Here is a 24,049-nt window from a genome sequence, read left to right as displayed (position 1 = left end):
GATGGAGATGCCTACATCCGCGTGCGCCTGAAGCAAGGCCTCACGGGCCACAGCCGGGTGCGGGGCCAGTCCTGCCACCGGGCGCTGGCCACGGGCTACACCTTCAGCCTCTACAACTACCCGCGCGGCGACCAGAACCGGCAGTACCTGATCACGGGCCTGAGCTACCACCTCAAGGAGAATCCCCGCGTCAGTGCCGTCGCCCCGGGCGCCAAGGGCAGCGCCGCCGAAGACGGCTCCTTCCAGCGCTACGAACTGCAGGCCCAGCCCACCAGCCTGGCCTTCACGCCGCCGCGCACCACGCCCAAGCCGCGCACCACGGGACCGCAGACCGCCGTCGTCGTGGGTCCGGCCGGAGAAGAAATCTGGACCGACGAATACGGCCGCATCAAGGTGCAGTTCCACTGGGACCGGCTGGGCAAGAAGGACCAGAACTCCAGTTGCTGGATCCGCGTGGCCACCAACTGGGCAGGCCCGGGCTTTGGCGCCATCTCGATCCCCCGCATAGGGCATGAGGTGGTGGTGGACTTCCTCAATGGCGACCCCGACTATCCGCTGGTCACGGGCTGCGTCTACAACGCGGCCAACATGCCGCCCTGGGCGCTGCCGGCCAATGCCACGCAATCGGGCATCAAGACCCGATCGAGCAAGGATGGCAACCCGGGGTCAGGCATGAAGAACGGCCAGGGCGACGCCAACGCCATCCGCTTCGAGGACAAGGCGGGCGCCGAACAGCTGTGGCTGCATGCACAGAAGGACCAGCTCACCGAAGTCGAGAACGACGAGGACAAATGGGTGGGCAACGACCGGCGCAAGACGGTGGACCGGGACGAGACCAATGTCATCCACCGCGACCGCACCGAGACCGTGGACCGCAACGAGAAGATCGATGTCCACGGCTGGCGCACGGAGGTGGTGGACCTGGACGAGACCCTCACCGTCCACCAGAACCGCACGCGCACGGTGGACCTGGATGAAAGCATCCGCATCTGCAAGAACCGCACGAAAACCGTGGATGCCAATGGACGCGACAGCATCGGCCGCAACTGGACCCTGGCCACGGGGCGCATGAAATCCGAAACCGTGGGCATCGGCTACACGCAGGGCACGGGCCTGTTCAAGATGGTCACCGTGGGGTGTGCCTACAACCTCAACGTAGGCGCGGTGCTGATGAGCAACGTGGGTGTCCTGCGAAGCGACAGCGTGGGGATGGACTGGAGCCGGACCGTGGGGCGCAACCGCAGCGCGCAGGTTGGAAACGATGAAGGCCTCATCGTGGGCAACAACCGCAGCAGCACCATCCAGAACAACGACAGCACCGAGGTAGGGCAGGACCAGGCGGTCAACGTCGGCAACGACCACGCGCTGCGGGTGGGCGCCAACAGCCTGGTCGATGCGGGCGGACAGCTGGCCCTGGCGGCGGGCACCACGCTGACGGTCGATGGGCAACAGGTCATCGTCACCGGCACCCGAAGCATCCGGCTGCAATCGGGGGCGAGCTCCATCGAGATCTCTCCGGCCATGGTCGAGATCAAGTCGCCGCTGGTGAAGATCAACTGCTGAACCCGGGACACTCGCATGGGACAACCTGCAGCAAGAGTGGGCGACATGCATGCCTGTCCCGCCCACGGGGGCGGGGCCATTCTCTCCGGCCAGGCCGATGTGCTCATAGGCGGCATGCCGGCGGCCAGGGTCACGGACCAGGCGCTGTGCCCCCGTTCGCCGCCCGACGCCATTGCCGAAGGCGAAGCCACGGTACTGATCGGCGGCAGGCCCGCGGCCCGCATGGGGGACAGGACCCTGCATGGCGGCGTGGTCGTCTCGGGCTGCACCACCGTCTGGATCGGTGCGAATGCGGGCCGGTGCCTGGCCGAAGCCGCGCAATCGGGGGCCGCCTTCGTGTCGGCCATGGAGGACTGAATCGCCATGTCCACCTTGATCCCCCCAGGCCCCGGCACGCCGGACGATCTCCAGATGGCGCGCCAGGCCGTGCTCGAAAAGGTGGCGGCGACCTATGACGGCCTGCTCTACGCCATCGTGGATGCGGCGGCGGATGAGCACCTGCATGACGCCATCCTGGCCGAGCCGCCGCAGTCGTGCATCACCTGCCTGTATGACGGCATGCCTGCCGCCCGCTATGCCCGCTACGCGCCCTATCTCATGCGGGTGCATGCAGGCAGTCCGCTGTTCCAGCGCTGGCCGCATGAAGGCTGGCAGGCGCACTGGGGCATTTTCCTGATCAGCCGGCTGCCGGCCCCTGCGCTCAAGCGCCATCTCAAGCGGTTTCTGCAGGCCAGGGGAGACGGCGGCCAGCGGCTGTGGCTACGCTTTTACGACCCGCGCGTGCTGCCTCGCCTGCTGGCGCAGTTCGACCCGGCGCATCTGGGGGACTGGTTCCGCGGCCACAGCATCCTCGCCTGCCTGGCACCGCATCCCGAGGGGATCTGGGTCGGCTTGGCTAAGCGCAAGTTTCTGGACCACGTCACAGGCCTGGCACGCCTGGACAACAGGCAATGGGAGGTGTCTTCGCCATGATGGAAATTTCAACCCTGGAAATGCAGCGCACGCTGCGCCGCAACCTCGTGCCCAGCGAAGAAGGGATTGCCGCCATCGTGCGGCAGACCTGCCATCTCAGCGAGCAGGATTGGCCGCATGACAGGCTGCTGGCCCACACCCGGCGAGGCCTTGACCGCGCGGTGGGCTGGGGCCTGTCGACGCCGGACGATGTCATCGGCTTCCTGGCCTTGCGCCACCAGTTTGGCGAGCGCTTCGACGAATTTCCCGCCGTGCGCAAGTTTCTCTCGCGCACCGACCTGCCGCCTGACGGACGCATCCAGTTGATGATGCTTGAACTGCCGATGGGCATCTGGGACGTGGTGCGGCGGCGCACACCTGCTGGCGAATCCTCCTCGCCCCTCGGCGGGCCTGGCGCATGAGCTGCGAACAACTGGTCCCCGCCTTCATCGCCCTCAATCGCCTGAAGCGGTCCAGGGACCTGTGCAAGGCCGTCGTGCTTGTGGGCTTCAACAAGGTATGCGGCACCCGGGACTTCGACAACGAACTGGACCGCAGGGCGCTGTGCGAGCTGTTTTGCTGCTGCATGACCGGCGGCCTGGGCCAGCGCTGCGTGGCCGGCGTGGTCATGCAGGCCGACGGGTTTGAAGGCTACCGGGGCTACTACAAGCAGGAAGTGCCGTACCTGAACAAGGCCCCCGTCATGTCGCGCAGGGAGCCCGTACGACCCACGCGCAGCCGGCCTGCGGGCTCGCGCATCCCGGATGTGGTCGTGGTGAAGAACCCGCGCCTTCCGCCTGTGCTGGACAACATACAGCGGGTGTATGAGATGAAATTCCCGGGGGATAAATTTTCTTCAGAATTTGGGCCAGACGGCAAGATACAGTTTCAGGCATATAGCGACATTTTTAAAGAAAAGTTTTTCAAGGATGCCTTAGACGCAGGAAGTTGTGCTTGCGAAGGCGATGGAGAAACGACGAACGAAGGCGTATTGAACCAAGCAATGCGATGGCAGGCCAACAGAGAAAAGGAAATTTATTTGGCAGAACGGGTAAATGCGGATGCGGCAGCAGCAATTGGGGCTGCGGCCGGTGCGTCCGCATTGGGGCGTGTACTCCGAGGTGTAGGTGCGGTGGGAACCGCACTGGCAAGAGTCCTCGGCGTGACATTTTGAAGCAATGGCTTCGGTACGGTCAGATATGGAGATGGATATGGCTAAAGACTTTAATAAACCTTTAAGCACCAAAGAACTGCAAAAAGCTACCGTGGCGACTATGGATATTCTGAAAGCGATGGTATTACAGAATAGATTTGGACGTATTTGCGCAAGAGCTGGGTGGACCATCGAAATGGTGTTCCATGAAGGGGATTCACTGGCCGTACGTGAGCGTGCATGGAAAGTGATTGATCTGTTTTGTGAGGTTGTTGGCGCAGACAAGCTTGCAATATGGTGGGGTCTGGCGCCTATGTCACTGACCAGCAAGCAAGCACAAGCGAGAATTGCCAAACACAAGCCGAGTACGCTTAACAATCCCGAAGGGTTTGCGATGATTTTTGATCTAGCTTCGGGAAATCCAAAGCCACCAGATGACTGGGTTGAAAATGCTCAAGACTTTCGACTTCACTGCCGTATAAACAACGATGAAGGTATTTGGCTACATGACCGCCATATCTCGCCTGGCATAGGTCCTGCCATGTCTTTCATTCGCATGGCGTTTCCCGCATGGTGGATTCTGGGTCAGCCGCCCGAGCGCAATGTGGGCCGGATCACCTCCCAGGTGGTGGAATTAATGCAACCCTTCTGGGCTATTGCCGGGTGGGGTGTCATTCCTGCAGTGGAAGAACGCAATATTGGACCCGATGGCAAGGGCCAGCAGGTGCTGTATCCCTATCTGAAGCGGTTCCCAGGATTGAATGCCATAGGAAGTCTTGCATTGTTCGATCATGACTTCAACAAAGCCATGTACAGCATCAACTGGCTGAGTTTTGTCAGCGATGCATTGCTGGAAAAACTGGGAGGGCGAGAGGCCGTGCGCAAGCAGATCGAGGCCAGCCAGTATCTTTCGGCCGGTGATGTAGGCAACTGCCTGGGAATCCGTGCAGGAGACTTTCCTGGTCTGGGGGATATGGATCAAGGACTGACGCTGCCCGCCTTTGGCGAGGCGGCGCGCCTGCTCAAGCCTGTTCGCGCCAGATCCCGGCTCAACAACTTCATCGGCCCACCGCCTTCGGGCTCCAATGATGAACATGCGTGGCTGCTGGCATGCGATGCCTATATGAGTCGGTTTGATTTGTTCTGATTTCTGGTGTTTTGAAGGAATGGGGAAGATCACAATGGCTGCGGAAAATGATTTCAACTGGCCTTGCGGCAATGAGGAAGCGGATGCTGCCACCGCGGCGACGATGGATATTCTCAAGGCGCTGGTATTGCGTAATCAATTTGGCAATATTTGCGTAAGAGCTGGCTGGACCATCGAGATGGTATTCCATGAAGGGGATTCATTGGCTGTGCGTGAGCGAGCTTGGAAGGTGATAGATCTATTCGTTGAAGCCGTTGGTGCTGAGAAGCTTGCAATATGGTGGGGGATGGCTCCTGTTGCTATGGCCAGCGAGAAAGGGAAAGCGAGAATGGAAAAGCACAAGCCGAGTACGCTCAACAATCCGAAGGGCTTTGCAATGATGTTTGATCTGGCTTCGGGCAATCCAAAACCTCCAGACGATTGGGTGGAGAATGCACAAGACTTTCGTCTTTACTGCCGTATCAACAACGACGAAGGGCTTTGGATGAAGGATCGCTATCAATCACCTGGCATAGGCCCTGCAATGTCTTTCATTCGCATGGCATTTCCTATCTGGTGGATTCTTGATCAACCGCCCGAGCGCAATGTGGGAAAAATTACCACCCAGCTAGTGGAGTTGATGCAGCCCTTCTGGGCCATTGCAGGCTGGGGTGTCATGCCTGCAGTGGAAGAGCGCAATATCGATCCCGATGGCAAAGGCCAGCAGGTGCTGCACCATTATCTGCAGCGTTTCCCGGGATTGAATGCCCTGGGCAGCCTTGCGCTGATGAGCCATGACTTCAACAACGCCATGTACAGCATCAACTGGCTGAGTTTTGTCAGCGATGCATTGCTGGAAAAACTGGGCGGGCGGGAAGCGGTGCGCAAGTAGGTGCAGGCCAGCCAATACCTTTCCGCCGGGGATGTGGGCAACTGCCTGGGGATTCGGGCAGGAGATTTTCCGGGGTTGGGGGACATGGATAAGGGACTGACACTGCCAGCCTTTGGCGAGGCAGCGCGCCTGCTCAAGCCGATTCGTGCCAAATCCCGGCTCAACAACTTCATCGGACCGCCGCCTTCCGGATCCGACGACGAAGACGCGTGGCAATTGGCATGCGACGCCTATATGCGTCGTTTTGATGAATTCTGAATGGAAAGCACCATGAAGCCACAGCCCATCGCCCCGTTGATGGATGCCGTGTTGCGCACGCTGGGACGGCACAGCCGGCAGGACTACCTGCGCCTGGCTCTGCGCCAGGCGGGATTGAGCGATGCGCAGCTGCTGAAGAGCGATCACGCTCTGCCTTACCCGGTGACATGGGCGGAGACGGGGCTGGGCCTGGTCCTTCAACGCCTGGCCTGGGGCGACATGCCAGGCGCTCCGACATGGGGCGTGCACAGCGTGACCCTGGATGCGCAGCGCTGGAAGGGGTCCTGGCCCATGGGCCTGGATCCGGAGACCGTGACCGCGCAGGAATTCGTCAGCCTGCTGGCCCAGGACCAGTCCGAGGCGCTGTGCCTGCCCCAGATGGCCTGCTGCACGACCCGCGGTTTCGACGAGCAGACATGGGCACTGGTGGCAGTCTTTGGCGGCGCCAGCGGCGCTTTGCAGAATTTGACGATGAGCCGGGTCGGGGAATGGGTGGGGCTTTCCATGCTCCCGGCCTGGCAGGGAGCCGGGTAGCGGGTGGGCCACGTGGGCCATGTGGGGCGATAGGGCCCCGTGGGCGCCAGTTCCGACCGGGCGCCACGGACATGGCGGCGCGGCTACACTGCGGGCCATTCATTCGAGGGGCTGGCCGTGGCCGGTTCCTTCTCCCTGTTTTCCCTAGAGATTTCCGCCATGTCCAACGACGCCCACGAAGCCACCGCCCTGCCCGACGAGCCTGCCCTGACGCCCGAGGCGCTGGAGGAGCTTGACGATCTGCTCGACGAGCTGCGCACGCGCGGCGAGGAGATTCCGCAGTGGGAGTTCTGCGACGGTTTCCTGACGGCGCTGATCTGCACGCGCCGCGAGGTGCCGGCCGCCGAGTGGCTGCCCATGCTGCTGGGCGACGGCGGCACGCTGGAGGTGGCCGAGGGCCAGCCGCTGCCGCTGATGGAAGTGTTCAAGGACGCGGCGCAGCAGGCGCGCTTTCTGGAGCTGGTGGGCCTGCGCATGGACGAGATCCGCACCCAGCTGGACGCCGACGTGAAGACGCTGGAAGACGACCGCACCTTCCAGCCCGAGGCCATGGACATGCGCGGCGCCATCCTGTCGCTGCCCGAGGAAGAGCGTCCCGATGACGGCGAGATTCCTTCGTTCGGCCAGATCTGGGCGCTGGGCTTCATGTTCGTGGTCGAGAACTGGGCCGAGGAATGGGCCGCCCCGCGCGACAAGGAAGCCGCCGGCTGGCTCAACGAGGCGCTCAACGCCGTCGTGGCCCTGACCGAGGACGACACCGGCAAGCCCGAAGTCTGCATGTACGACGAGGACGGCCCCGCCAGCACCAGCCAGGAGCGCGTGGAGCAGTTCGGCGAGGCCATCTGGGCGCTGTACGACCTGCGCCAGATCTGGAAGAGCATGGGCCCGCGCCAGGAAACCATCGTCAAGGGCGAGCAGCCGGGCCGCAACGACCCCTGCCCCTGCGGCAGCGGCAAGAAGTTCAAGAAGTGCCACGGCGCCTGAGCGCCCGCGCCACAGGCTTTGGATGCACGGGCCATGAGACATATCGGTGAACGCATACGCGCCCGCCGCGCCGAACTGGGCATGACCCAGGGCCGGCTGGCCGAGGCCGCAGGCATCACGGCCTCGGCCGTGTCGCAGATCGAATCGGGGGCCATCCGCACCCTCAAGAACGACACCCTGGCCCGCGTGGCCCTGGCGCTGCAGACCACGGCGCTGGAGCTGACGGCGGGGCTTGAAGACGACAACGCGCCGCTGCCCGTGGACGAGCAGCGCCTGCTGGAAAGCTACCGCGCCCTGCCTGCACCGCTGCAGGAGATCGCGCACCGGCTCATAAAAGCCTTGCGCTGATCAGCGCATTGAGGCGCTGCAAGGCGTGTGCCACGGTGGCCTGGCGCACGGCGGCGCGGTCGCCGTCAAAGCGCACGCATTCGCTGTGCGTGGTGCCGTACACGTTCCAGCCGAACCAGACCGTGCCCACGGGCTTGGCGGCGCTGCCGCCGCCCGGCCCGGCCACGCCTGTCACGGCCACGCTGCACTGCGCACGTGAGTGGGCGATGGCGCCTTCGGCCATGGCGCGCGCCACGGGCTCGCTCACTGCGCCGTGTTCGGCGATCAGCGCCTCGGGCACGCCCAGCAGGTCGTGCTTGGCCGCGTTGGAGTAGCTGACAAGGCCGCGCTCGAACCATTCGCTGGAGCCGGCGCGGTCCGTGCAGGCCGCAGCGATCATGCCGCCCGTGCAGCTCTCGGCCGTGGCCAGCATCCAGCCGCGCTGCAGCAGCAGGCCTGCCAGGGTTTCGACGAGTTCGTTGGATGCGCTCATGCCAGCTCCTTCAGCCGATGAAATGGCGCCACAGGGCGATGACCAGCAGCGTGCAGAAGGCGGCCACCAGGTCATCGAACATGATCCCCCAGCCGCCGCGCCAGCCGAAGCCCTTGAAGCACCGGTCGGCCCATTTGACGGGCTGGGGCTTGGCGGCGTCGAAGAAGCGAAACAGCCCAAAGGCGATGAGCTGGCCCCAGAAGCCCGTGGGCATGACCAGCCACAGCACCAGCCAGAAGGCCACGATCTCGTCCCAGACCAGGTTGCCCGGGTCGGCCACGCGCATGTGGCGCGCCGTGACCGTGCAGGCCCACCAGCCCAGGGGAATGCTGCCCGCGATCAGCAGGCCGATCTGCTGGGGCGTGAACCAGTGCTGCAGCAGCAGGAAGGACAGCCAGGCCCACAGCGTGCCCACGGTGCCGGGCGCGATGCGCCCCAGCCCCGAGCCCAGCCCCATGGCGATGAAGTGGGCCGGGTGGGACATCATGAATTCCAGCGTGGGGCGAGCCATGCCGCCCTGCGGCGGGCCTTCCGGTGGGCGCGCCGCAGAGGCAAAGGTGGGGGTAGCAGGATCGCCGGAAACCTCCGGCCGCAGCGGCGCGTCACTCATGGGGCCAGATCATAAGCGCGGCCCTGGTGCTTCACTGACGCTCTTCGACCGCCAGATCCTGCGGATGTCGGATCTGGTGGCGGGCCTCGAAGCTGGCGCTGGCGCCAGCGGCCAGCGGCTGCTGCCAGGCGATCATGCCGTTGCGGTCGTTCCAGCGCGTAGTGGACGGCTGCGGGTTGTATTGGGACTGCACGCGGATCTGCTCGTTGCGCGAGACGGGTGCGGCGTCCACCACCTGCAGCTCGATGGCGCGGTCGTGGCGGTTGTCCACCTGGAAGCGCCGCGTGACCTGGCGTTCGGTGCTGCTGCTGAGCAGGCCGCCGCTGCCCGTGGCCGAGTCCACGGGCAGGTTGCGCACCACCACCTTGTCGTCACGGCCGAAGGACAGGCCCTGGGCCAGCGCGGCGGCGTTGCCGAAGTCCAGCCGGCCCTGGCCGGCGAAGGCGCCGTCGCGGAACAGGGCCACGGGGCCTGCGGGCCAGACACCGGCCGGCACGGCCAGCTGGGCCACCAGGTAGGCGGCCTCTTCCACGGCGGGCGCCGTGCGCGTGAGCAGGGTGGCCGGCAGGTTCTGCGAGCCCAGGGCCAGGGTCACGCGCTCGCTGCTCGAGGGCACGCTGATGCGGTAGGGCACGGAGAACTGCGTGGCGTAGGCGGTGTTGAGGCTGGCGACATCGAGCACCGGCAGTTCGGCGGCCTCGCCGGCCGCCCCGGGCTTGCGGGCGCGCTCCAGCATCATCGCAGGGGCCGGCGGGGCCGGCGCTGGCGGAGGGGCCATGGCGGCCACGGGGCGGGGCCGTTCCACATCCAGCGTCCAGGGATTGGGCAGGCGTGCCTGCGTGCTGCGCGAAGGCTGGCCGGTGGATAGCAGCAGCTGCACCTGGCTCCAGTCCTCGCCGCTGTTCTGGGCCACCAGGGCCAGGCGTTCGATGGCCACCGTGCCCTTGGCCGGGTCCAGCTGGGCGCGGTAGGTGGGCTGCCAGCTCGGGCCGCGCACCTGGTAGGTGAGCTGCACATTGGCATCGGCCGGGCTGGCCAGTTGCACGGTGACCTTCATCACCTGGGCGTTGCCTGCGCCCGTGCGGTCGCGTTCGAGCTGCAGCGGCCTGAGCTGCTCCTGCAGCGCCTGCTTTTGCCGCAGGATCTGGTGGGCGCGCAGCGTGTTGCCACGGCTGGTGCTGCGCAGCGCCTCGGTGGCGGCGCCCAGCTGGCTGGCGGCGGGCAGGGCGGGGGCTTTGGCGTCATCGCCGGGCTTGGCCAGGCCCTGCAGGTAGTCGCCCACGAGCTTGGCGGCGGACTCGTCGGCCTCCAGCGCGGCCAGCTGGTCTTCCAGCGTGCGGATCTGCTGCTCCAGCGGGCTGGCGCAGGCCTTGGAGGCCAGTTCGCGCGGCTGCGACTGCAGCTTGTAGTCGCCCAGGCGCACGCCGGCATCGGCGCTGACCTGCAGGCTCTGCGGGTCGATGGAGCCGGGCAGGCACTCGAACACCAGCTGGCGCGTGGCGGCCGTGATGCGCGCCGTGCGCTCCACCGAGGCCACGCCCGCATACAGGGTGACGCGCGCGATGGGGGCGCGGGCGATGGTGGCTTCCTGGGCTTGTGCCTGGGCCTGGACCGGGGTGCCTGCCAGCAGGAAGCAGGCGGCGGCCAGGGCCGAGAGGGCGGGCAGGGCGGGCAGGGCGGAGCGTTGAACCATGGGGAGTCCTTCTCGGATGAAAGTGGTTTGGCGCGGCGTCAGGCCGCAGCGAAGTGGTCGAATGAGGTCCACCGGGGTGCCATGGCCGCTCCGTCCGGGCCGATCAGCCGCAGGCCGGGCTGCTCCTCGATGCAGCCGATGCGCGTGACGCGCGTGGCGCTGTCGCGGCCTGCGGCCTGCACGGCATCGCGCCGGTCGGCCGGGGCCGTGAAGCACAGCTCGTAGTCGTCGCCGCCGGACAGGGTGCACTGGTGCAGCAGGTCGATGGCCAGGGACGTGTGCCTGCCGGCATCGAGCAGGGGCGTGATCAGGCGCGTATCCAGGCTGGCGCCCACGCGGGATTGCTCGAGGATGTGGCCCAGGTCGCCCAGCAGGCCGTCGCTCACATCCAGCGCGCTGCTGGCAATGCCGCGCAGCGCCTGGCCCAGGGCCACGCGCGGCGTGGGCGCTTCCAGGCGCTGGCGCACGGCGGCCAGCGTGCCGGGTGGCAGGGTGGTGTGGCCCAGCAGGGCTTCCAGCGCCAGGCGGGCATCGCCCAGGCTGCCGCTGACCCAGATGTCGTCGCCTGCGCGCGCGCCGCTGCGCAGCAGGGCCTGGCCGGGCGGCACTTCGCCGAAGACGGTGATGCAGATGTTCAAGGGCCCCTGGGTGGTGTCGCCGCCGACCAGCTCGCAGCCGTGGGCGTCGGCCAGGGCCAGCAGGCCGGCCGCAAACGCCTCGGTCCAGGCCGCATCGGCACGCGGCAGGGACAGGGCCAGGGTGAAGGCCAGCGGGCGTGCGCCGCAGGCCGCCAGGTCGGACAGGTTCACGGCCAGGGATTTGTGGCCCAGCAGGCGCGGGTCCACGTCGGCGAAGAAATGCCGGCCCTCGACCAGCATGTCGCTGGAGACGGCCAGCTGCATGCCCGGCGCCGGGGCGAGCAGGGCGCAGTCATCGCCCACGCCCAGGGCGGCGCGGCGCACGGGGCGCTGGAAGAAGCGGCGGATCAGGTCGAATTCACCCACGGTGGCGGCTTTCGGATGCGTTTGGCGATCGGGCTATTGTGCTGCGAGGTTCGTGCTGCCCCGTATCAGGTGGTCTCGCCCGCACCGGGCCGATGCTCCAGCGCCAGCGCGTGGAAGGCCTGGGCGGCCGGCGACAGGCTGCGCTGGCGCCTGCGCACCAGGTACAGGTCGCGCCGGCGGTCGGCATCGGCCAGCGGGCGCGTCACCAGGCCAGGCTGCACGAAGTGGAACAGCGCCAGGGCCGGCACCACGCTGATGCCCAGGCCCGCGCGCACCATGCCCATCACGGTGGCCAGGTGCTCCACCTCCAGCAAGGTGTTGAGGGGCGGGGCCTGCTCCTGCGATTCCAGGTACTGGCGCACGCTGCTGTGGCGGGCGAGCTGGATGAAGGGCTGGTCACGCAGGTCGGCCATGGCCGGCGCGGGCAGGGCCGCCAGCGCATGGTCGGCGCGGCAGACCAGGTGCAGCCGGTCGGCGCAGAACCATTCGGCCTGCAGCTCCTCGGTGTCGGCGCGGATGGCGGCCAGCGCCAGGTCGGCCTGGCCCGAGGCCACCTGGGCGATGCAGGATTCGGACAGCAGGTCCGACACCTGCAGCTGTATGCCCGGATGGCGCGCATGGAACAGCGCCAGCACGGGCGGCAGCCAGGCCGCCGCCAGCGAAGGCAGCAGGGCGATGGACACGCGCCCACGCTGCAGCGCCGCCGCCTCGCGCAGGCCGTGCACGGCATCGCCCAGGTCGGCGCGTATGCGCTGCGCGGCATCGAGGAACTGCGCCCCCTCCTGCGTCAGCGCCACGTGGCGCGTGCTGCGGTCGAACAGGCGCACGCCCACGCCGTCTTCAAGCCCCTTGATCAGGGCACTGAAGGCCGGCTGCGACAGATGGCAGCGCTGCGCGGCCAGGGTGAAGCTGCTGAGCTGGGCCAGGGCGATGAAGGCATCGAGCTGGCGGGAGGAGATATTCATCGGGTTTTTGGATAAGTCGATCCGAACAATCGATTTCACAGATTAGCAGCGGCTGCCTACATTGGCTCTCATGGACAACCTGGAACCCTCTCTTGCCCCGGACAGGCCCCCGCTGTGGGTGGGCTGCGCAGCCGGCTTCTCGGGCGACCGCACCGATGCCGCCGCGCCCGTGGTGCGCGCCCTGGCGGCCAGCGGCCAGAGCGCCTGCCTGATCTTCGAGACCCTGGCCGAGCGCACGCTGGCGCTGGCCCAGCTCGCGCGGCGCGAGCAGCCCGACGCGGGCTACGAACCCCTGCTGGAGGACCTGCTGGAGCCCGTGCTGGCCGACTGCCTGGCGCATGGCATACGCATCGTCAGCAACTTCGGTGCCGCCAACCCCGAAGGCGCGGCGCGCTGCATCCAGCGGCTGGCGCAGCGCCTGGGCCTGCGCGTGCCGCGCATCGCCGTCGTGCATGGCGACGATGTCAGCGGCCCGGCGTACCGCGGGGCGCTGCGGGCCGCGCTGGGCGCGGAGTTTCCCGAGGATTCGCTGGTCAGTGCCAACGCCTACATCGGCGCGCGCGCGATTGCCGAGGCCTTGCAGGCCGGCGCCGAGATCGTGGTGGCCGGCCGCGTGTCCGACCCCTCGCTGACCCTGGGGCCGGCCATGGCGCATTTCGGCTGGGCCTGGGACGACTGGGACCGCCTGGCGCGCGCCACCATGGCCGGCCACCTGCTGGAATGCGGCGCCCAGGTCACGGGCGGCTACTTTGCCGACCCGGGCTTCAAGGACGTGCAGGGCCTGGCGCGGCTGGGCTATCCCATCGCCATCATCGAGCCCTCGGGCGACTGCACCATCACCAAGCCCGAAGGCACGGGCGGCCTGGTCAGCGAACGCACGGTCAAGGAACAGCTGCTGTACGAGGTGCACGACCCGGCCGCCTACCTGACGCCCGACGTGGTGGCCGACCTGTCCGAGGCCGAGGTGCACCAGGTGGGGCCTGACGCCGTGCGCCTGAGCGGCGTGCGCGGCCATGCGCACAACGGCCACTACAAGGTCAATGTCTGCCATGCCTCGGGCTGGCTGGCCGAGGGCGAGATCTCCTATGCCGGCCCGCGCGCCCTGGAGCGCGCCCGGCTGGCTGGCGAGGTGCTGCGCGAGCGCCTGGGCGGCGAGGCCGCCGGCGACCTGCGCCTGGACTGGATCGGCGTGGCCAGCGTGCTGGGCGACGACGCCGGCCGCTGGCGCGACGCGCAGCCGGCCGGCGCAGCCGCCCCCCAGGACGTGCGCCTGCGCGCCGCCTGGCTGCGCCCCACGCAGGCCCAGGCGCGGCGCCTGCCGCGCGAGGTCAATGCGCTGTACACCTGCGGGCCGGCCGGCGGCGGCGGCGTGCGCACGGCGCTGCGCGCGCGGCTGGGCACGGTGTCCTGCCTGCTGGCGCAGCAGAGCATCGCCACCGGGTGGAAGTGGGCCGAGGAAGAGATCGACAAAGGGGTCGAGAAAGAGGCCGGGAAAGAAGCCGGGGAGCACGCCGCATGAACACACTGCCAACCACGATGCCCGTCACCGTGCCGCTGTACCGCCTGGCGCACGGGCGCACGGGGGACAAGGGCAACCGCTCCAACATCAGCCTCATCGCCTGGAATGCCGCCTGCTGGCCCGTGCTGGTGGAGCAGATCACCGAAGAGCGCGTGGCCGCGCACTTCGCCGCCCGGCGCCCGGCGCGCGTGCAGCGCTTCGTGCTGCAGCGCCTGCAGGCCATGAACTGGGTGCTGGACGCGGTGCTGGACGGTGGCGTCAACGATGCGCTCAACCTCGACAGCCACGGCAAGGCGCTGTCGTACTGGCTGCTGCAGATGCAGGTCCACATACCGGCTTCGCTGCTGCCCCATCTGGCGCCGGAGTAGCCGGCAGCACCCGCCCGTCACACATTCATCACAACAAAGGAGACAGACATGCACTTTTCGCACAACTTCCCCCGCCGCCATGCGCTCGCGCTGGCAGCCTGCGCGCTGGCAGCCGCCGCAGCACCGGCGCTGGCCCAGGACTATCCGTCCAAGCCCATCACCTTCGTCGTGCCGTTTGCGGCCGGCAGCGCCACCGACCAGCTGGCACGGGCGCTGGGCCAGGCCGTGACCACGGCGACCAAGCAGGCCGTGGTGGTCGAGAACAAGGGCGGCGCCAGCGGCATGATCGCGGCCCAGCAGGTGGCGCGCTCGGCGGCCGATGGCTACACGGTGCTGATCACCACCAACACCACGCACGCGGCCAACCAGCATCTGTACAAGAAGCTGCCCTATGACGCGGTCAAGGACTTCGCGCCCGTGGCCGGGCTGGGCAAGGGCGGCCAGGTGCTGGTGGTGCGCGCCGATGCGCCGTACAGGAACGTGGGCGATCTGCTGGCGGCGGCGAAGAAGCAGCCGGGCAAGCTGTCGTTCGGCAGCGGCAGCTCCTCCAGCCGCGTGGCCGGTGAAATGCTCAAGCAGCTGGCCGGCGTGGACCTGATGCACGTGCCCTACAAGAGCAATCCGCTGGCCATCACCGACCTGCTGGGCGGCCAGATCGACCTGATGATCACCGACACCTCCACCGGCGTGCCCCAGGTCAAGTCGGGCAAGCTGCGCGCCCTGGGCTACTCCACCACCCAGCGCAGCCCGCAGCTGCCCGAGGTGCCCACGCTGGAGGAGGCCGGCGTCAAGGGCTATGACATGGGCTACTGGTTCGCCGCCTATGCGCCGGCCGGCACGCCCGAGGCCGTGGTGGCCCGCCTGAACCGCCTTCTGTCCGACGCCGTGCACAGCGCGGGCGCCAAGTCCTTCTTCGACATGTCCGGCTCCCAGGGCTGGACGGCCACACCGCAGGAACTGGCCGCCTTCCAGGCCGCCGAGACCCAGAAGTGGGGCCAGGTGATCAAGGCCGCCGGCATCCAGCCCGAGTAGGCCGCTCCCCCGCTCTCCCGTTCCTTTTTTTCCGAACCGCCCTAGGCCGCCGCAATGCACGGCGGCCAGGGCGCAGCCTTGCCTGTGCCATGACCCCAAGGAGACAACATGCACATCAGATCCACCCATCCACTGGCCCTTGCCCTGGCCGCATCCGGCCTGCTGACCGCCTGCGGCGGCAGTGACTCGCCCGCCGGTTCGCAGGCGCCGCGCATGCAGCTGAGCATCAGCGCCACCGAGGACTTTGCCGGCAGCTACGGCAGTGTCGGCGCCTACGAGAAAGTCACCGGCGTGCTGCGTGGCGAGCTGGACCCGGCCGACCCGAAGAACGCCGTGATCCAGGACCTGGCGCTGGCGCCCGTCAATGCGCGCGGCATGGTCGAGTACAGCACCGACTTCGTCATGCTCAAGCCCAAGGACATGTCCAAGGCCAGCGGCGTGCTGCGCTATGACGCGCCCAACCGCGGCAACATCCTGACCATGCCCAACCCCACGGCCACGCCCGGCGATGCGGTCTACCTGGAGCGCGGCTATGTGCTGCTGTACTCGGCCTGGCAGGGCGACGTGCCCAAGTCCACGCCCGCGCGCCTGACGGTCACCGTGCCCGTGGCCCGCAACAAGGACGGCAGCAGCATCACGGGCAGCTACCGCACCGAGCTGGTCCCGGCCGCCGCCGTGCCCTCCATGGCCCTGCCCGGCGGCGTGTTCAATGGAAGCATGATCCCCTACGAGCCCGCCAGCCTGGACAACATGCAGGCCGGCTACTCGCTCACGCGCCGCATCAACGAAACCGATGCGCGCCAGACCGTGCCTGCGGGCGACTGGAAGTTCGCCAGCTGCGATGCCGCCGCCAATCCCTTCCCCGGCACACCCAGCGCCACCAAGGTCTGCCTGAAGGGCGGGTTCGACCCGCAGTACCTCTACGAGCTGGTCTACGTGGCCAAGGACCCCAAGGTCATGGGCGTGGGCCTGGCGGCGCTGCGCGATACGGTGAGCTTCTTCCGCGCCAAGGCGGCCGATGCCGACGGCAAGGCCAATCCGCTGGCCGGGCGCATCACGCACACCATCGGCCAGGGCACCTCGCAGTCGGGCAATGCCATGAAGACTTTCCTGCACCTGGGCTTCAACCAGGCGCTCGATGGCGGCAAAGTCTTCGACGGCATGTATGCCCATGTGGCCGCGCGCCAGACCAACATCAACACGCGCTTTGCCGTGCCCGGCGGCGGGGGCGGCCTGCGCACCGACCACACGGCCTTCGGCCAGACCGCGCCGCGCGGCCTGGACAAGGACTACAGCGACGAGGTCAGCGGCCGCCAGGGCGGCGTGATGAAGCGCTGCGAAGCCAGCAACACCTGCCCCAAGTTCTTCCTGGGCCTGTCCGGCACGGAGTTCTGGCAGCTGCAGGGCTCGCCCGTGCTGACCGATGCCAACGGCCTGCGCGACATCGCCCAGCCCGCCAATGCGCGCATCTACTACTACGCCAGCACCCAGCACGGCGGCGCAGGCGGCACGGCCAGCATCGGCTACGCGCCCACGCGCAATGTCTATCCGGCCGGCACCGTGGTGCACTTCAACGACACCTTCCGCGCGCTGTTCATCGCGCTGGAGGACTGGGTGGTGCGCGGCACCGAGCCGCCGGCCAGCCAGGTGCCCAGGCTGGCCGACGGCACCCTGGTGCGGCCCGACAAGCTGGTCTTTCCCGCCATGAAGGGCCTGAGCTGGAGCGTGGGCGGCGTGCAGAGCGCCATCCCCGAGTTCCGCTACCTGGCGCGCCACAACGGCTTTGCGCTGCTCGACTTCGGCCCGCAGTACCTGCCGCAGGACGAAAGCGGCATCGCCACGCTGCAGCCGCCGCGCGCCACGGGCAAGGACTACGCCATCCTCGTGCCCCAGGTCGATGCGGCCACCGGCCTCACGCGCGCCGGCATCCGCAGCGTGGAGGCGCGGGCACCGCTGGGCACCAGCATGGAGTTCAACTACGTGGCCACGCCGGGCATCGTGGACCTGTCCAACCTCACGGGCAGCTTCATCCCCTTCCACAAGACGCGCGCGGCGCGGCTGGCGGCCGGTGACGCGCGGCCTTCACTGGAGGAGCTGTATGTCGACCAGGCCGGCTACGTGAGCGCCGTCACGGCGGCGGCCCAGGACCTGGTGCGCCAGCGCCTGCTGCTGCAGCGCGACGCCGACGCGCAGATCACCGCCGCGCGTGCGGCGGCGGTACTGCCTTGAGCCTGCGCTGAACGCAGGCCTCAGACGGCCTGGCCGCGAAAGCGCATGGCCGCCTGGCGCGAGACCTCGGCCAGCAGCTGCTCGCTGCGCTGGCGCTCGCGCAGCCAGCGGGCATCGTTGCTGCCGGCGGCCACGTCGCTGCGCAGCAGGTGCAGGGCGGGCGCGGCGCCATGGCGGGCCGCGTAGTCGGCCACGGCATCCATGGTCTTGAGGATGTGGTCGGCCAGCGGCATGTGCTCGCCCGTGGCCGGGTCCACGTACACGGCCTCCAGGCCGAAGCGGCAGGCCTGGAAGCGGTTGTAGGTGTAGACCAGGTAGTCGTCCTCCACGGGCGTGAAGGGCTGGGTGTCCATGAACCAGGCGGCCAGCGCCTGCACATAGCCGGACAGGGCGGCTGCGCGCTCGATGGTCAGCGGCGTGTCGAACACGCGGATCTCGATGGTGCCGAACTCCGGCTTGGGCCGGATGTCCCAGTAGAAGTCCTTCATGCTCTTGACCACGCCCGTGCGCGTCATCTTGTCGAAGTACTGCTCGAACTCGCTCCAGTGCAGCACGCAGGGCGCGCGGCCCGATAGCGGAAAGGCGAACACCGAGTTCAGCCGGGCCGAGTCGAAGGCCGTGTCATGGCCCTGCACATAGGGGCTGGAGGCCGACAGCGCAATGAAGTGCGGGATGTAGCGCGACATGCGGTGCAGCATCAGCAGCGCCGCGTCGGCGTCGGGGCAGCCGATGTGCACGTGCTGGCCGAAGATGGTGAACTGCTTGGACAGGTAGCCGTACAGCTGCGACAGCTCCTGGAAGCGCGGCTTGTCGTAGATGCGCCGCTCATGCCACTGCTGGAAGGGGTGGGTGCCGCCGCCCACCACGGCGATGTTGAGCTTGTCGGCGCTTTTGACCAGCGCATCGCGGATCTGGCTGAGCTGGCCCAGCACCTCCGAGGCCGAATGGCAGACGCTGGTGGAGATCTCGATCATGCTGTTCGTCATCTCGGGCACCACGCTGCCGGGCAGCGGGTTCTTGAGCATGAGGCGCAGCATGTCCTCGGCGTAGGGGGCCAGGTCGTAGTCGTGGGTGTTGACCAGCTGCAGTTCCAGCTCCACGCCCAGGGTCAGCGGTTCGGACGAGTTGAAGGCTTCAAGACTCACGTTCATCTCCTGCGGTGTTCGAGCGGCTCAGCGGCTTCCAGGGACGGGAGCTTTCGCCGGAGCGGTAGATGGCCACGGTGGCCAGGGCGGCGCCCAGCACCTCCATCACCAAAATGGTGGGCAGGGCCACGCCTGCGATCTGCGCGCCCAGCTCGGGCGCGGCGGCCACGAACTGCGAGGCGATCAGCAGCGCCACCGATGACATGGGCGCCATGGCGCAGCCCACCCAGAAGGCCTGGCGCCAGTTGGCGCCCGTGCCCACATTGCCCACGGCCACGCCCAGGGTCTTGGCGACCAGGCGCGCCAGGATCACGGCGCCCACCACGCCGGCCACCGGCGCGCTCCAGTCGGCCTGTGCGGCCACGGTGGAGACCAGCACGAACATCAGCATGGTCAGCAGCGAGGCCGCCGTGCCCAGCTGGCGCGGCCAGGCCCAGGGGCGCGGGTTGAACTGCTTGAGCAGGATGCCGCCCAGCAGCGCCGCCAGCGGCGCCGAGCCGCCCAGGTACGAGGCCACGGGCACGCTGGCCGAGATCAGGGTGAGAAAGAGGATGGAGGTGTTCTCGCTGGCCGGACTCATGAAGCGCAGCGCCAGGCGCATCAGCACGGCCAGCACCAGGGCCACGGCCACCGAGACGCCCAGCACCACCAGCACCGGCATGATCGAGGCCACGAAGCCCGCCTTGGGCTGCGTCAGCATGCCCGCCTTGGCGCTGCCAAGGGCCAGCGCATACAGGGTGGACAGGGTGGCCAGCACCAGGCCGCGATCGGTCACGGCGCCTGCGGCACGCATGTCGGCCACCACGCGCGTCAGCACCAGGGGCGAGGCCGCCATGGCCACCAGGGCCAGCGGCCCGGCCACTTCGGGGGCCACGCCCAGCCAGCCCAGCACCAGGGAGACGAGCACATAGGTCAACGCGGATTCGGCCACGCTTTGCACCAGCACCATGGGGTTGTGGCGGAACCAGCGCAGCGTGATGCGCCCGCCGCATTCGAACAGCACGATGGCCACGCCCAGCTCCAGCAGGAACAGCCCCGTGCCCTGCAGCGGCCAGGTGGTGTTGGCCCCAAAGCCGATCAACCCGGCAATGCCGCCGACCAGCGAGTAGCCGACCACCTTGGGCAGGGCGGCATGGCGCTGGCAGGCATAGCCGACCATGGTGGCCACGGCCAGCAGCAGGGACCACTGCACCGTGGCCAGCCCGGCCGAAGGCCGCAGCCACGGTTCCCAGAAGCTCAGCATGTCATTCATCAGCGACGTCCTTTGCGCGAGCCAGTGGCCCGCAAGCGAAGCTCCGCAAGGCCTTCCCTGCGGCGCGGGCAAGCCCGCGTCCCGTGCGCCTGGCACGGGGACACTTCGTTGGCGATCCACTGGCGTGACTGCCAGGCTGCAAGGCCGGGCGGGCACGCCAGCACGTGGGTTCCGCGTGGTTCCCGAGGTCCCGCAGGCTCAGGGGCGGAAGAAACTCAGCGGCGCTGTGCGCAGACGGCGGCGGATGGCCGAATAGATGCGCGAGCGGTCGACTCCGCTGACATTGTGTGCCCTCAGCGCAACGCGGAATGCCAGATAAAAGCTGACAGTGACGTTCAACGCGCCATTGATGGGCAGTAGGGCAATCGCCCACCAGAACATGTCGGAGTGCAGAACCTCCCAGCCCAGGGCGGCCATGGCGGCCCCGATCTGGCCGGCCGACAGCGTGACGTGGCGCACCTCCAGCCCCAGGCCGAAGAAGGCCGCGAAGGCCGGCACGAGGCCCAGCATCATGCCCAGCGAGACATTGGCGGCAAAGCCCGAAATGTTCTTGCGCCAGAAATGCGCCCAGCGGTCGGCGCGCTTGGCGCCCAGCCAGCGCGTGATGCCGGGGTTGTAGCGGATCACCGAGTCCAGCCGGCGCAGCACGAACCAGTTCTCGGCCCAGCCCGCGATCAGGCTGCTGGCGAACAGCAGCACGCCCGTGAAGGCCGCGAACAGCGGCGACAGGCCCAGCAGGCTCAGCGAGTCGAGCACGGCAATCGCATGCGGCCCGTCGATGGGCGTGTGGCCGAACAGCTGGGCATAGCCCAGCGACAGCAGCAGCACCATGGGCAGCACCACCAGCACGTTGCCCAGCACCGCCGCCACCTGCGAGCGCACCAGGTGGGCGACCTCGTCCACGAATTCCTCGATGGCCTCGCTGGCGCGCAGGTCCTTGAGCTTGGCGGCCATGGCCGGTGCCGTCATGGCCGGCTGCTTGGTGGCCACCGTGAAGTGCAGCAGCTGGATCAGCACAAAGCTGATGGAGTAGTTGATGCCCGCCGCCAGCCCGCCCCAGAACGCCGACAGCCCCAGCGCGTAGAGCGCGAACTTGAGCAGCGTGGTGAAGGCCATCACGAAGCCGCCGCCGGCGGCCTTGGTCACCATGGACAGGTACTCGCGGCCCGTGCGCGTGATGTAGTGCTCGCCGGTCTCGGCGCTGCGCTCGGCCACCTTGGCGGCCAGCAGCGAGGTATTGGTGGCCAGCAGGGCGCGCAGGCTGCGCCGCTCGATGCCCACGGACACCAGGTTGGCCAGCAGGTCGGCCGTCTCGGTGGCGCGGTTGTCGGCCAGCAGGCAGTCGAGCAGGCGCCTGACGCGCAGGATGCGCGCGCGCAGCTGGCGCAGGCGGAACACCAGGCCCACCGAAATCCCTTCGGACTCGAAATGGGTGTAGACCGATGTCACGGCCGCGCGGCAGGCATCCAGGCGCTCGCGCAGCCGGGCCTCGGCCGCATCGCGCCGGTCATTGGTGCGCAGCGCGTGCATCACCTCCACGCGCAGGCTCTCGGCGTCGTGGATCAGGGCGTGGAAGGGCTGGTCGTCGCGTGCCTGCTCGTCCATGCGCAGGCGCAGTTCGGGCGAAAAGCCCGTGGACAGGATCTGCCCCGTGCAATAGGTGATGGAGCCCAGCAGGCTGTTCTGCCAGAAGCTGCTGCCCTGGCCCTCGCTGCCGTCGGTCAGCAGCAGTGCGATGCGTTCGAGCAGCGGCGCCTCCAGAGCGTGCAGCCAGCGCGCGTCGAATTCGTCGGGCATGGCCAGCATGAACAGCTCGGAGGCATCCACCGTCTCCGGCGTGCTGGGCAGCAGCTTGTAGCGTGCGCGCTCGGACAGCTCGCTGAACATGTTGGTGCGCGGCGCAAAGCCGAAATCGGCCAGCAGCGCCGTGATGTCCACGGTGTCGATGAAGCGCAGCCACCAGGCATGCAGGCGCTGGCGCACGGCCGGATCGGCCTCCACGGCCTCCACCAGCAACTGCACGCGCTGCACCGCGCCGTCCACCGACGGCTTGGGCGCGCGCACCCACTCCAGCAGGTGGATCAGCCAGATATGGCGGTGCGCGAGGTCGGCCTCGGGGTCGAGTGCGGCCAGAAGGCCGGGCAGGTCTTGGGTGATTCGCTTCATGTAGGGGTCTTGCGGCAGGGCGGAAGACTAGCGCCTCCCCCGAGGAACGCGCTCAGTGCAGCACGCGGTTGTCAGGGTCTGGAAAGCTGTCGCCGCCAGCGCCCGACTGCAGATGAAAGCGCGGGATGGGGCACTCGAAGACTTCGCCCTCGTGGCTGATGCACAGATAGGTGCCCTGCATGCTGCCGTTGGGCGTGCGCAGCTGGCAGCCGCTGGTGTACTCGAAGGTCTCGCCGGGCTGCAGCAGCGGCTGGCGGCCGATCACCCCCAGGCCCTTGACCTCTTCGACATGGCCCAGTTCGTTGGTGATGATCCAGTGGCGCGCGATCAACTGGCCCGGCACCTGGCCGGTATTGGTCACGGTGATCGTGTAGGAGAAGGCGTACACGCCTGCCGCTGGAGCGGATTGCTCTGGCAAAAAGGCGGGGCGGACCTGGACCTGGAACTCGTTCATGGGCATGGCGGCAATGGTAACTGCCCGCAATGTACCGGCTTGCGAACGTCCCCACGCGCCGCCGCCCATGGCTTTGTGCCGTCGCTGGTGCCGGTATGGGCTAGCTGCGACAATCGCAGGCCATGAGCCCCACCTACCGCATCGCCCCCTCCATCCTGTCTGCCGACTTCGCCCGTCTGGGTGACGAGGTCAAGAATGTGATCGCCTCCGGCGCCGACTGGATCCACTTCGACGTGATGGACAACCACTACGTGCCCAACCTCACGTTCGGTCCCATGATCTGCGAGGCCCTGAAGCCCCATGCGAAGACACCCGACGGCCAGCCCGTGCCCGTCGACGTGCACCTGATGGTCACGCCCGTGGACGAACTGGCCACGGCCTTCGCCAAGGCCGGCGCCGACTACATCAGCTTCCACCCCGATGCCACGGCCCACGTGCACCGCAGCATCCAGAACATCCGTGCCCAGGGCGCCAAGCCGGGCCTGGTGTTCAACCCGGCCGCCTCGCTGGACGTGCTGGACTGGGTCATCGACGACATCGACCTCATCTTGCTGATGAGCGTGAACCCCGGCTTCGGCGGCCAGAGCTTCATCGACAGCACGCTGCGCAAGATCGAGGCCGCGCGCAAGCGCATCGAGGCCAGCGGCCGCGACATCCGCCTGGAGGTGGACGGCGGCATCAAGGAAACCAACATCCGCCGCGTGGCCGATGCCGGTGCCGACACCTTCGTGGCGGGCAGCGCCATCTTCGGCAAGCCCGACTACAAGGCCGTGATCGACGCCATGCGCGGCGCCCTGGCGGCCTGAGCTTCGGCCTGCCTCCAGCAAAAAAGGCCCGCGAATTGCGGGCCCTTTTTTTGCTGCGTCGAGTTGCGTTGAGTTGGATTTTGCGCAGCGCAGGCCGCAGCGACGCGGCCCCTTCAGCCGCCTCGCTCGTGCTCTGCGGGCATGACGAAGATGCTGCGGCCCTGCGTGTCGAAACCTGGCGGCGCAAAGCGCGCCACCGGCACATGGCTGTGCCGGATGGAGCTGACCTTCCACGCGAATGTCCTGCCCTTACTGGTGAAATTGAGGGTTTCGCCGCAGGTGACGTTGATGGGCGTCTTCTGCGACAGATCGACGCTACGGTAGGAGCCTGCAGGCGCGGGCGAGCCGTAATGCGATTGACCGTTGGGAAAAGTGTCCGCATGGGCCATTGGGCAGGCAAGAAAAATGCCTGCGATATACAGGGCATTGATGTTTTTCATGAAATGCTCCTTGGCGCAAATGGGATTTTCAATTCAAACGGAACATGGATGGCAGGCCGTGGCAATGGTTTGGCAAATGCGGCAA

The 24,049-nt window shown here is 67.6% G+C and carries 26 protein-coding genes; 16 read left to right on the top strand and 10 right to left on the bottom strand.

The annotated features are described in order from the left end of the window. The 11 genes from ACF8ML_RS01960 to ACF8ML_RS01910 all read left to right on the top strand — a co-directional run. On the top strand, positions 1-1,563 hold a 1,563-nt coding region (locus tag ACF8ML_RS01960), incomplete at its 5' end, for a type VI secretion system Vgr family protein (protein WP_392406066.1). Positions 1,564-1,608: 45 nt separating this feature from the next. Beyond that, positions 1,609-1,920 (top strand): PAAR domain-containing protein, encoded by a 312-nt coding sequence (locus tag ACF8ML_RS01955; RefSeq protein ID WP_392406064.1) that lies wholly within the window; start codon positions 1,609-1,611, stop codon positions 1,918-1,920. A gap of 6 nt (positions 1,921-1,926) precedes the next feature. Beyond that, the gene (locus ACF8ML_RS01950) at positions 1,927-2,535 is read left to right on the top strand and encodes a DUF4123 domain-containing protein (protein ID WP_392406062.1); all 609 of its coding nucleotides are present in this window, start codon (positions 1,927-1,929) and stop codon (positions 2,533-2,535) included. 20 nt (positions 2,536-2,555) lie between these two features. Further along, positions 2,556-2,936, top strand: coding sequence for a hypothetical protein (locus ACF8ML_RS01945; RefSeq protein WP_227469546.1), 381 nt, complete (start codon positions 2,556-2,558; stop codon positions 2,934-2,936). After that, positions 2,933-3,688, top strand: coding sequence for a hypothetical protein (locus tag ACF8ML_RS01940; RefSeq protein WP_392406060.1), 756 nt, complete (start codon positions 2,933-2,935; stop codon positions 3,686-3,688). The genes ACF8ML_RS01945 and ACF8ML_RS01940 overlap by 4 nt, the downstream gene beginning before the upstream one ends. 37 nt (positions 3,689-3,725) lie before the next feature. Continuing rightward, the gene (locus ACF8ML_RS01935; protein ID WP_392406059.1) at positions 3,726-4,814 is read left to right on the top strand and encodes a type VI immunity family protein; all 1,089 of its coding nucleotides are present in this window, start codon (positions 3,726-3,728) and stop codon (positions 4,812-4,814) included. A 19-nt stretch (positions 4,815-4,833) separates the two neighbouring features. After that, positions 4,834-5,685: a type VI immunity family protein gene (locus ACF8ML_RS01930; RefSeq protein WP_392406058.1), complete on the top strand. Its 852-nt coding sequence runs from the start codon at positions 4,834-4,836 to the stop codon at positions 5,683-5,685. 84 nt (positions 5,686-5,769) lie between these two features. Then, a complete protein-coding gene (locus tag ACF8ML_RS01925) occupies positions 5,770-5,943 on the top strand; it encodes a hypothetical protein (RefSeq protein ID WP_392406056.1) in 174 nt (57 codons plus the stop codon). 12 nt (positions 5,944-5,955) lie between these two features. Beyond that, positions 5,956-6,477 carry a hypothetical protein gene (locus ACF8ML_RS01920; RefSeq protein ID WP_392406054.1) on the top strand — a complete coding sequence of 174 codons (522 nt, stop codon included), beginning with the start codon at positions 5,956-5,958 and terminating at the stop codon, positions 6,475-6,477. A gap of 159 nt (positions 6,478-6,636) precedes the next feature. After that, positions 6,637-7,461, top strand: a complete 825-nt coding sequence (locus ACF8ML_RS01915; protein WP_013804727.1) for a UPF0149 family protein — start codon at positions 6,637-6,639, stop codon at positions 7,459-7,461. A 33-nt stretch (positions 7,462-7,494) separates the two neighbouring features. Next, the gene (locus tag ACF8ML_RS01910; protein ID WP_012202639.1) at positions 7,495-7,809 is read left to right on the top strand and encodes a helix-turn-helix domain-containing protein; all 315 of its coding nucleotides are present in this window, start codon (positions 7,495-7,497) and stop codon (positions 7,807-7,809) included. Here the strand turns inward: ACF8ML_RS01910 and ACF8ML_RS01905 are convergent. From ACF8ML_RS01905 to ACF8ML_RS01885, 5 genes are all read right to left on the bottom strand, one after another. Next, positions 7,790-8,281, bottom strand: coding sequence for a CinA family protein (locus tag ACF8ML_RS01905; protein WP_013804726.1), 492 nt, complete (start codon positions 8,279-8,281; stop codon positions 7,790-7,792). The genes ACF8ML_RS01910 and ACF8ML_RS01905 overlap by 20 nt on opposite strands. Positions 8,282-8,291: 10 nt before the next feature. Continuing rightward, a complete protein-coding gene (locus ACF8ML_RS01900; RefSeq protein WP_026062211.1) occupies positions 8,292-8,792 on the bottom strand; it encodes a phosphatidylglycerophosphatase A in 501 nt (166 codons plus the stop codon). A 130-nt stretch (positions 8,793-8,922) separates the two neighbouring features. Next, positions 8,923-10,584, bottom strand: coding sequence for a DUF4139 domain-containing protein (locus tag ACF8ML_RS01895; RefSeq protein ID WP_392406051.1), 1,662 nt, complete (start codon positions 10,582-10,584; stop codon positions 8,923-8,925). A 38-nt stretch (positions 10,585-10,622) separates the two neighbouring features. Further along, on the bottom strand, positions 10,623-11,588 hold the full coding sequence (gene thiL / locus ACF8ML_RS01890) for a thiamine-phosphate kinase (RefSeq protein ID WP_047219822.1): 966 nt from the start codon (positions 11,586-11,588) through the stop codon (positions 10,623-10,625). A 65-nt stretch (positions 11,589-11,653) separates the two neighbouring features. Then, a complete protein-coding gene (locus tag ACF8ML_RS01885; protein WP_047219821.1) occupies positions 11,654-12,553 on the bottom strand; it encodes a LysR family transcriptional regulator in 900 nt (299 codons plus the stop codon). Positions 12,554-12,623: 70 nt separating this feature from the next. Here ACF8ML_RS01885 and ACF8ML_RS01880 point away from each other — a divergent pair, with 70 nt between their 5' ends. The 4 genes from ACF8ML_RS01880 to ACF8ML_RS01865 all read left to right on the top strand — a co-directional run bounded on the left by ACF8ML_RS01880 (position 12,624) and on the right by ACF8ML_RS01865 (position 17,701). Continuing rightward, positions 12,624-14,072 carry an acyclic terpene utilization AtuA family protein gene (locus ACF8ML_RS01880; protein WP_392406049.1) on the top strand — a complete coding sequence of 483 codons (1,449 nt, stop codon included), beginning with the start codon at positions 12,624-12,626 and terminating at the stop codon, positions 14,070-14,072. After that, complete coding sequence (locus tag ACF8ML_RS01875) at positions 14,069-14,440, top strand: hypothetical protein (RefSeq protein WP_013804720.1); 372 nt, start codon at positions 14,069-14,071, stop codon at positions 14,438-14,440. The genes ACF8ML_RS01880 and ACF8ML_RS01875 overlap by 4 nt, the downstream gene beginning before the upstream one ends. A 48-nt stretch (positions 14,441-14,488) precedes the next feature. Then, positions 14,489-15,472: a tripartite tricarboxylate transporter substrate binding protein gene (locus ACF8ML_RS01870; protein WP_016453952.1), complete on the top strand. Its 984-nt coding sequence runs from the start codon at positions 14,489-14,491 to the stop codon at positions 15,470-15,472. 108 nt (positions 15,473-15,580) lie between these two features. Beyond that, positions 15,581-17,701 (top strand): alpha/beta hydrolase domain-containing protein, encoded by a 2,121-nt coding sequence (locus tag ACF8ML_RS01865; RefSeq protein WP_392406047.1) that lies wholly within the window; start codon positions 15,581-15,583, stop codon positions 17,699-17,701. 20 nt (positions 17,702-17,721) lie between these two features. On the opposite strand, the gene ACF8ML_RS01860 is transcribed toward ACF8ML_RS01865, so the two are convergent. From ACF8ML_RS01860 to apaG, 4 genes are all read right to left on the bottom strand, one after another. After that, positions 17,722-18,846 carry a YbdK family carboxylate-amine ligase gene (locus tag ACF8ML_RS01860; RefSeq protein WP_013804717.1) on the bottom strand — a complete coding sequence of 375 codons (1,125 nt, stop codon included), beginning with the start codon at positions 18,844-18,846 and terminating at the stop codon, positions 17,722-17,724. Further along, the gene (locus ACF8ML_RS01855) at positions 18,836-20,098 is read right to left on the bottom strand and encodes a cation:proton antiporter (protein ID WP_392406044.1); all 1,263 of its coding nucleotides are present in this window, start codon (positions 20,096-20,098) and stop codon (positions 18,836-18,838) included. The genes ACF8ML_RS01860 and ACF8ML_RS01855 overlap by 11 nt, the downstream gene beginning before the upstream one ends. Before the next feature lie 198 nt (positions 20,099-20,296). Then, a complete protein-coding gene (locus ACF8ML_RS01850; protein ID WP_392406042.1) occupies positions 20,297-22,264 on the bottom strand; it encodes a site-specific recombinase in 1,968 nt (655 codons plus the stop codon). 52 nt (positions 22,265-22,316) lie between these two features. After that, the gene (apaG, locus tag ACF8ML_RS01845; protein ID WP_016450604.1) at positions 22,317-22,724 is read right to left on the bottom strand and encodes a Co2+/Mg2+ efflux protein ApaG; all 408 of its coding nucleotides are present in this window, start codon (positions 22,722-22,724) and stop codon (positions 22,317-22,319) included. A 116-nt stretch (positions 22,725-22,840) separates the two neighbouring features. Here apaG and rpe point away from each other — a divergent pair, with 116 nt between their 5' ends. Beyond that, positions 22,841-23,524, top strand: a complete 684-nt coding sequence (rpe, locus tag ACF8ML_RS01840; RefSeq protein WP_016450603.1) for a ribulose-phosphate 3-epimerase — start codon at positions 22,841-22,843, stop codon at positions 23,522-23,524. Positions 23,525-23,637: 113 nt separating this feature from the next. Here rpe and ACF8ML_RS01835 read toward each other — a convergent pair whose 3' ends face one another. Then, complete coding sequence (locus tag ACF8ML_RS01835) at positions 23,638-23,964, bottom strand: CzcE family metal-binding protein (protein ID WP_043790802.1); 327 nt, start codon at positions 23,962-23,964, stop codon at positions 23,638-23,640. Positions 23,965-24,049: the final 85 nt, after the last annotated feature.

This window comes from Delftia sp. WSY_10 (genome assembly GCF_043104705.1).
Taxonomy (GTDB): domain Bacteria; phylum Pseudomonadota; class Gammaproteobacteria; order Burkholderiales; family Burkholderiaceae_C; genus Comamonas; species Comamonas tsuruhatensis.
This window is presented reverse-complemented; position numbering and strand designations above follow the sequence as displayed.

What these genes read in the sequence shown, in the direction of transcription:
- ACF8ML_RS01950 (WP_392406062.1), top strand. Translation starts at nt 1,927, where the DNA reads ATGTCCACCTTGATCCCCCCAGGCCCCGGCACGCCGGACGATCTCCAG.
- ACF8ML_RS01850 (WP_392406042.1), bottom strand. Translation starts at nt 22,264, where the DNA reads ATGAAGCGAATCACCCAAGACCTGCCCGGCCTTCTGGCCGCACTCGAC.
- ACF8ML_RS01865 (WP_392406047.1), top strand. Translation starts at nt 15,581, where the DNA reads ATGCACATCAGATCCACCCATCCACTGGCCCTTGCCCTGGCCGCATCC.
- ACF8ML_RS01930 (WP_392406058.1), top strand. Translation starts at nt 4,834, where the DNA reads ATGGGGAAGATCACAATGGCTGCGGAAAATGATTTCAACTGGCCTTGC.
- ACF8ML_RS01920 (WP_392406054.1), top strand. Translation starts at nt 5,956, where the DNA reads ATGAAGCCACAGCCCATCGCCCCGTTGATGGATGCCGTGTTGCGCACG.
- ACF8ML_RS01880 (WP_392406049.1), top strand. Translation starts at nt 12,624, where the DNA reads ATGGACAACCTGGAACCCTCTCTTGCCCCGGACAGGCCCCCGCTGTGG.
- ACF8ML_RS01895 (WP_392406051.1), bottom strand. Translation starts at nt 10,584, where the DNA reads ATGGTTCAACGCTCCGCCCTGCCCGCCCTGCCCGCCCTCTCGGCCCTG.
- ACF8ML_RS01885 (WP_047219821.1), bottom strand. Translation starts at nt 12,553, where the DNA reads ATGAATATCTCCTCCCGCCAGCTCGATGCCTTCATCGCCCTGGCCCAG.
- ACF8ML_RS01900 (WP_026062211.1), bottom strand. Translation starts at nt 8,792, where the DNA reads ATGGCTCGCCCCACGCTGGAATTCATGATGTCCCACCCGGCCCACTTC.
- ACF8ML_RS01955 (WP_392406064.1), top strand. Translation starts at nt 1,609, where the DNA reads ATGCATGCCTGTCCCGCCCACGGGGGCGGGGCCATTCTCTCCGGCCAG.
- ACF8ML_RS01875 (WP_013804720.1), top strand. Translation starts at nt 14,069, where the DNA reads ATGAACACACTGCCAACCACGATGCCCGTCACCGTGCCGCTGTACCGC.
- ACF8ML_RS01855 (WP_392406044.1), bottom strand. Translation starts at nt 20,098, where the DNA reads ATGAATGACATGCTGAGCTTCTGGGAACCGTGGCTGCGGCCTTCGGCC.
- ACF8ML_RS01835 (WP_043790802.1), bottom strand. Translation starts at nt 23,964, where the DNA reads ATGAAAAACATCAATGCCCTGTATATCGCAGGCATTTTTCTTGCCTGC.
- ACF8ML_RS01905 (WP_013804726.1), bottom strand. Translation starts at nt 8,281, where the DNA reads ATGAGCGCATCCAACGAACTCGTCGAAACCCTGGCAGGCCTGCTGCTG.
- ACF8ML_RS01910 (WP_012202639.1), top strand. Translation starts at nt 7,495, where the DNA reads ATGAGACATATCGGTGAACGCATACGCGCCCGCCGCGCCGAACTGGGC.
- ACF8ML_RS01870 (WP_016453952.1), top strand. Translation starts at nt 14,489, where the DNA reads ATGCACTTTTCGCACAACTTCCCCCGCCGCCATGCGCTCGCGCTGGCA.
- rpe (WP_016450603.1), top strand. Translation starts at nt 22,841, where the DNA reads ATGAGCCCCACCTACCGCATCGCCCCCTCCATCCTGTCTGCCGACTTC.
- apaG (WP_016450604.1), bottom strand. Translation starts at nt 22,724, where the DNA reads ATGCCCATGAACGAGTTCCAGGTCCAGGTCCGCCCCGCCTTTTTGCCA.
- ACF8ML_RS01935 (WP_392406059.1), top strand. Translation starts at nt 3,726, where the DNA reads ATGGCTAAAGACTTTAATAAACCTTTAAGCACCAAAGAACTGCAAAAA.
- ACF8ML_RS01925 (WP_392406056.1), top strand. Translation starts at nt 5,770, where the DNA reads ATGGATAAGGGACTGACACTGCCAGCCTTTGGCGAGGCAGCGCGCCTG.
- ACF8ML_RS01940 (WP_392406060.1), top strand. Translation starts at nt 2,933, where the DNA reads ATGAGCTGCGAACAACTGGTCCCCGCCTTCATCGCCCTCAATCGCCTG.
- ACF8ML_RS01945 (WP_227469546.1), top strand. Translation starts at nt 2,556, where the DNA reads ATGCAGCGCACGCTGCGCCGCAACCTCGTGCCCAGCGAAGAAGGGATT.
- ACF8ML_RS01915 (WP_013804727.1), top strand. Translation starts at nt 6,637, where the DNA reads ATGTCCAACGACGCCCACGAAGCCACCGCCCTGCCCGACGAGCCTGCC.